At 64.9% G+C, this 1629-nt stretch carries 3 protein-coding genes and 1 pseudogene; all 4 read left to right on the top strand.

The features are described 5' to 3' along the window. Window positions 1-76 precede the first annotated feature (76 nt). Window positions 77-478 carry a hypothetical protein gene (locus tag ACE3SS_RS15725; RefSeq protein ID WP_374595562.1) on the top strand — a complete coding sequence of 134 codons (402 nt, stop codon included), beginning with the start codon at window positions 77-79 and terminating at the stop codon, window positions 476-478. Between the two features lie 29 nt (window positions 479-507). Further along, window positions 508-663: a hypothetical protein gene (locus ACE3SS_RS15720; RefSeq protein WP_009521710.1), complete on the top strand. Its 156-nt coding sequence runs from the start codon at window positions 508-510 to the stop codon at window positions 661-663. A 3-nt stretch (window positions 664-666) separates the two neighbouring features. Next, on the top strand, window positions 667-1308 hold the full coding sequence (locus tag ACE3SS_RS15715; RefSeq protein WP_374595560.1) for a DUF6441 family protein: 642 nt from the start codon (window positions 667-669) through the stop codon (window positions 1306-1308). Continuing rightward, window positions 1308-1629, top strand: a pseudogene (locus ACE3SS_RS15710) (phage tail protein); the annotation flags it as partial. The gene ACE3SS_RS15715 and the pseudogene ACE3SS_RS15710, both read left to right, overlap by 1 nt.

Genomic DNA, 1629 nt, shown 5'->3' with positions numbered 1-1629 from the left:
CGGGCCAGGTACTGGCGGATCTGACCAAGCCAGTCGGCGGTGATCTCGGTCAGTTCGGACGTCTGGTGCTGCTGTGATGGACGGCTTCAAGACCTTCCCCCCTGAGCCTGTGGTCGTGACGCTGTCCGGCACCGCGCTGGAACTGACGCCGATCCGGCTGGGCGAATTGCCACGGCTGCTGGCCGTGGTGCGCCCGCTGGCCGAGGAGATCAGCAGCGACCCGGACTGGATGGCATTGCTGGGGCGGCACGGCGATGCCGTGCTCGATCTGCTGGCGATCACCACCCGGCGCGAACGCGCGTGGATCAACGACCTTCAGCTTGCGGACGCCGTGCAACTGGCGGCCGCCGTGTTCGAGGTCAACGCGGATTTTTTTGTGGCGCACGTCGTCCCGGCGGTTCAGGGCGCAGCCCAGCGGCTCGCGCCGACGCTGCGCTCGCTGACGAATTCGGCTGGGACAGTGCCGTCGCCCGCCTGATCCGCGCCGGTCACCGCTTGGGCGACGTGATGGCCTACACGCTCACGCAGGCGCAAGCCTTTCTGGATGCCGACGGCCAGATCGAACGGCAGCAACTGGCCCAGCTACTCGGCATTCATGCCGTGGCAGCCCAAGGCGAGAAGCGTGGCATCGAACAACTGCAACGCGATCTTCTGAAGGACTGACCCATGCGTCTCTCACTCACTACCACCGGTCTGCTGGACCCGCGCCAGTTGGAGGCGTGGAGCAGCGAGCGTCGTCGGGCCATTCACACTGCCGTCGCCAAGGGTATGCAGTCGGGCGGGCGCGAGGTGCGTGACGCGGCGCGATCCGAGATGCGCAGCGCCTTCACCGTCAAGCGCAACAGCTTCATCTCCTCGATGGGCGTGAAGGTGTTCGACAAGAAGCCGGAGCAACTGCCTGCCTTGCTGGTGGGCAGCAAGATCCCGTGGCTCGGTCTGCACGAAAAAGGCGGGACGGTGAGCGGCAATCTGCTCATCCCGCTGCTGCCCGGTCGCATCGGCCCGAAGCGTTTCAAGGCGGTCATCGACGGCCTGATGCGTTCGGGCAATGCCTTCTTCATCGAGAAGAACGGCCGCGTGTTGCTGATGGCCGAGAACATCAAAGAGAACGCCTCGCAACTCAACCGCTTCAAGCGTGCCGAGCGTGGGCGCACTGGCGCGAAGCAGATCAAGCGCGGCCAGGAAATTCCCATCGCGACGTTGGTCCGCCGCGTCGATCTCAAGCGGCGGCTGAATCTGGCGGGTGGCGTGCAACGCGCACTGCCAGCCTTGGCGCGCGCGATTCAACAAGAACTGGACAAAGTCTGATGGCAAGCAACCGTGCACAAATCCTGATCAGTGCCGTCGACCAGACGAGAGCCGCCTTCGACTCGATCAGGCGGGGCTTGGGCGGACTCACGGACACCGCCAAGAGCGTCAATGGCGTGCTGGCCAACCTCGGCGTGGCCGTGTCGGTGGCCGGTCTGACCGCGATGGTGAAATCGGCCATCGACACTGGTGATGCGCTGGACGAGATGTCGCAACGTGTCGGTGTCAGCGTCGAGACCCTGTCGGTATGGAAACCGGCAGCCGAGCAGTCCGGTGTGTCCGGCGAATCGTTCGAGAAGGGGCTGCGCAAGCTGTCCACCA

It is taken from the genome of Aquabacterium sp. (assembly GCF_041915145.1).
Classification (GTDB): Bacteria; Pseudomonadota; Gammaproteobacteria; order Burkholderiales; family Burkholderiaceae_C; genus Aquabacterium.
The sequence above is the reverse complement of the archived record's forward strand: the minus strand, read 5'-3'. Positions and strand labels throughout refer to the sequence as shown.